Annotated in this window: 4 protein-coding genes; 1 reads left to right on the forward strand and 3 read right to left on the reverse strand. The window is 64.5% G+C overall.

Features of this window, described 5'->3' with window-relative positions; genetic code table 11:
* The coding region (locus FJ980_RS34855) for a hypothetical protein (RefSeq protein ID WP_181181334.1) at positions 1–167 on the reverse strand (167 nt) is incomplete at its 3' end.
* 90 nt (positions 168–257) lie between these two features.
* Between FJ980_RS34855 and fsa the strand changes: the two genes are divergently transcribed.
* A complete protein-coding gene (gene fsa, locus FJ980_RS29260) occupies positions 258–914 on the forward strand; it encodes a fructose-6-phosphate aldolase (protein ID WP_140547111.1) in 657 nt (218 codons plus the stop codon).
* 204 nt (positions 915–1,118) lie between these two features.
* Here fsa and lptE read toward each other — a convergent pair whose 3' ends face one another.
* Together lptE and leuS are read right to left on the reverse strand one after the other, a co-directional pair.
* Complete coding sequence (lptE, locus tag FJ980_RS29265) at positions 1,119–1,697, reverse strand: LPS assembly lipoprotein LptE (RefSeq protein ID WP_140547112.1); 579 nt, start codon at positions 1,695–1,697, stop codon at positions 1,119–1,121.
* Positions 1,684–4,311: a leucine--tRNA ligase gene (gene leuS, locus FJ980_RS29270; RefSeq protein ID WP_140547113.1), complete on the reverse strand. Its 2,628-nt coding sequence runs from the start codon at positions 4,309–4,311 to the stop codon at positions 1,684–1,686. Before leuS ends, lptE begins: the two co-directional genes overlap by 14 nt.
* Positions 4,312–4,374 lie beyond the last annotated feature (63 nt).

The raw sequence follows: 4,374 nt of genomic DNA on the forward strand, positions 1-4,374 counted from the left end.
GCGCCGTCCCAGACGATTCCCGCGACCTGGCGCGGCCCGAGCGGCACGCGCACGATCGAGCCCGGCACCACGCGCATGCCGGGCGGCACGGCATAGGTGTAGGGCCGCTCGGCCGGCATCGGCACCAGCACGGGCGCGGCTGCGACAAAGGGCGAATCTTCCATCATCAGGCGTGACCTTGCCCTGACTTTGGTCTAGATCAAAGGGGACCCTCGCATCTGCCTGGCTGGCGCCCGGCAATCCCCAAGGAGACCGCCATGAAATTTTTTGTCGACACCGCTGACATCAAGGAAATCAAGGAACTCAACGATCTGGGGCTGCTCGACGGCGTCACCACCAACCCCTCGCTGATCCTGAAATCGGGTGGCAAGATCATCGAGGTCACCAAGCAGATCTGCGACATCGTCGAAGGTCCGGTTTCGTCCGAGGTCGTGGCGACCGAGTACAAGGACATGATGGCGGAAGCCAAGGTGCTGGCCAAGATTGCGCCGAATATCGCCATCAAGGTGCCGCTGACGCTCGACGGCCTGAAGGCCTGCAAGACCATCCGCACCGAGATGGACCGCATGGTCAACGTGACGCTCTGCTTCTCGGCCAACCAGGCGTTGCTGGCCGCCAAGGCCGGCGCCTCCTTCATCTCGCCTTTCGTCGGCCGCATCGACGACACCGGCTCGGACGGCATGGAGCTGATCTCGGAAATCAAGCAGATCTACGAAAACTACGATTTCAAGACCGAGATCCTGACCGCCTCGGTGCGCACGGTGAACCACGTCAAGCAGGCCGCGCTGATCGGCGCCGATATCGTGACCGCGCCGCCGGCGACGCTGAAGGCGCTGGTCAATCACCCGCTGACCGACAAGGGCCTCGCCGCCTTCCTCGCCGACTGGGCCAAGACCGGCCAGAAGATCGGCTGACGCCGGCTCCCGTGAAACCTGAAAGGCCGGGTGACCGGCCTTTTTAGTTTCAAACGGTGCGCCAAGGTGTGTCGAGATTCAGGTCAGGCCGCGCCGAGGACGGTGGCTTCCGAGAACCGGAGCGGAGCGTACTGAAGTACGTGAGCACCGGAAGCGCAGGGAGCCGCCGTTCGCAGGCCGGCCTCACCTGAATATCGGCACAGCTCAGGCTTTCTTGCCATGCTTGGCTAGATCCTGCGCGATCGACAGGCGCAGCAGATCGGCAAGCTCGCGCGCGGCGCGGTTCTCGGCGTCGATCTGTGCGCGGTAAGCCGCGAATTCCTGGCGTGGCCGGTCGAAGGACGAGGGGATAGAGCGCTTGCCGACGGCAATCACCGTGTTGGTCGCGGTGTCCCTGAGCACGTAGTTGGCGGTCAGCGTGACCGTGCCCGCCGTCGGCTCGTCTTCCTGGGTCTGCACCTGCACGATGGCCGCCGATTCGACGAGCTCGGTGACGCCGAGATCGAGCGTGTAGGCCGGCGCGGCCGGCTCGCCCGAGCCTTGCCCGAAGGCGAAGATCAGATTGTTGCGCACCTGCTGCGCGTAGCGGGTATTGACCGGCTTGATCGCGATCGAACCGAGCTCGGCGGAGGCGCTGAGCGATCCGGACGACAGCGGCTGGCTGGAATAGAGCGGCCGCACGGTGCAGGCCGAGACCAGCGCCAGCGCGGCGACCATGCCGCAGAGCGCCAAGCGGCCGCGCAGGCGGACCGCATCTGACTTCACCGGATCAGGCAACGACATTGACGATCCTCTGCGGCACGATGATCACCTTGCGCGGAGCCTTACCTTCCAGTGCTTTTTGCACGAAGTCGAGAGCCAGCACCGCTTTTTCGACGGCACCTTGATCCGCGTCGCGAGCAATTGTCAAATCCCCGCGCTTCTTGCCGTTGACCTGCACCGGCAGCACGATCTCATTGTCGACGACGAGCGCCGGGTCGTAGACCGGCCAGGGCCGCTCGGCGACCATTTCGGCGCCGCCCAGCTCCTGCCAGCATTCCTCCGCCAGATGCGGCATCACCGGCGCAATGATGTGCACCAGGATTTCCACCGCCTCGCGGCAGGCGCCCTTCAGCGCGTCGTCGGCCTTGCCTTCGGCAACGTCGGCGAGCGGCGCGGCCAGCGCATTGGCGAGCTCGTAGATGCGGGCGATCGCACGGTTGAAGCCGAGCTTCTCGATGTCCTCGCCGACCGCCTTCAGGATCTTGTGCGCGGCCTTGGAAACGGCGCCCGCATCGCCATCTTTCGCCGCCGCCGGCTTCACGCCGGGCAGCTGCTCGGCCGCGATCTGCACCAGGCGCCAGATGCGCTGCACGAAGCGGTGCGCGCCGGCCGCACCCTCGTCGGTCCATTCGACGTCGCGCTCCGGCGGCGAGTCCGACAGCATGAACCAGCGTGCCGTGTCGGCGCCGTAGCCGTCGGTGATCTCTTCCGGGCTCACCGTGTTCTTCTTCGACTTCGACATTTTCTCCAGCGCGCCGACCGTCGCCTCCTCGCCGGTGGCGATCTCGACGGCGCGGCGCTTGCCGTCGACGTCCTCGAGCCTGACCTCGCTCGGCGATAGCCAGCGCCCATTGTTGGACGGGCCGCCGACGCGGTAGGTCTCGTGAACCACCATGCCCTGCGTGAACAGCCCCTTGAACGGCTCGGTCAGATTAAGGTGACCGGTCTCGCGCATGGCGCGGGTGAAGAAGCGCGAATAGAGCAGATGCAGGATCGCGTGCTCGATGCCGCCGATATACTGGTCGACCGCCAGCCATTCGTCGGCCGCTTTCGGCTCGGTCGGCTCGTTTGCCCACGGCGCGGTGAAGCGTGCGAAATACCAGGACGAATCGACGAAGGTGTCCATCGTGTCGGTCTCGCGCCGCGCATCGCGGCCGCATTGCGGGCATTTCACATGCCGCCAGGTCGGATGACGGTCGAGCGGGTTGCCCGGGCGGTCGAACTCGATGTCGTCGGGCAGCTTCACCGGCAGGTCGGCCTTCGGCACCGGCACCACGCCGCAGGCCTCGCAATGGATCATCGGGATCGGGCAGCCCCAGTAGCGCTGGCGCGAAATGCCCCAGTCGCGCAGGCGGAAATTCACCTTGCGCTCCGCCATCGGCCGGCCGCCGATGCTTTTCTGCTCCAGGAGCTTTGCCACTTCATCGAAAGCCCTCTCGGGCTTCATGCCGTCTAGGAAGCGCGAATTGATCATCACGCCGTCGCCGTCATAAGCCTCCTCGATGATCTGGAAGCTTCCCTGGTTCTCGCCTTCCGGCATCACCACCGGAATCACCGGCAGGCCGTATTTGTTGGCGAAGTCGAGGTCGCGCTGGTCGCCCGACGGGCAGCCGAAAATGGCGCCGGTGCCGTATTCCATCAGCACGAAATTGGCGACATAGACCGGCAGCGTCCAGTTCTCGTCGAACGGATGGACGACGCGGATGCCGGTGTCGAAACCCTTCTTCTCGGCCGTCTCGAGCGCCGCCACCGAGGTGCCCATGTGGCGGACCTCGTCGATGAACTTCGCCAGCTCGACATTGTCCTCGGCGGCTTTTCTCGCCAGCGGATGGTCGGCGGCGACCGCCATGAAGGAGGCGCCGAAGATGGTGTCCGGCCTTGTCGTGTAGACTTCCAGCTCATGTGTGTCGCCGGCAGGCTTTGCCAGCGGCCAGCGGATCAGCAGCCCTTCCGAGCGGCCGATCCAGTTGTGCTGCATCAGCTTGACCTTTTCCGGCCAGTCCGCGAGTCCGTTGAGCGAGTCCAGCAGGTCCTGCGCGAAGTCGGTGATCTTGAAGAACCATTGCGTCAGCTCGCGCTGCTCGACCAGCGCGCCCGAGCGCCAGCCGCGGCCGTCGATGACCTGCTCGTTGGCGAGCACCGTCATGTCCTCCGGGTCCCAGTTGACCTTGGAGGATTTGCGCGTCACCAGCCCCTTCTCGACGAAGTCGAGGAACAGCATCTGCTGGCGGTGGTAATAGTCGACGTCGCAGGTGGCGAACTCGCGCGCCCAGTCAAGCGACAGGCCCATCATCTTGAGCTGCTCGCGCATGACCGCGATGTTTTCGTAGGTCCAGTCCTTGGGGTGGACCTTGTTCTGCATGGCGGCGTTTTCGGCCGGCATGCCGAACGCGTCCCAGCCCATCGGGTGCAGCACGTTAAAACCCTTGGCGCGCTTATAGCGCGCCACCACGTCGCCCATCGTGTAGTTGCGGGTGTGGCCGATATGGATCTTGCCCGACGGATAGGGGAACATCTCGAGCACGTAGTATTTCGGCTTCGGGTCGTCGTTGCGGGCCTCGAACAGCTTCTTTTCGGCCCAGGCCTTCTGCCATTTGGGCTCTGACGTGCGCGGATTGTAACGTTCGGTTGCCATCGGATGTTTTTCACTTAAAAGCAGGTGCGCGGTGCTGGATTTAAGGCGTGTCGATATTCAGGT

The organism is Mesorhizobium sp. B1-1-5, assembly GCF_006443065.1.
Classification (GTDB): domain Bacteria; phylum Pseudomonadota; class Alphaproteobacteria; order Rhizobiales; family Rhizobiaceae; genus Mesorhizobium.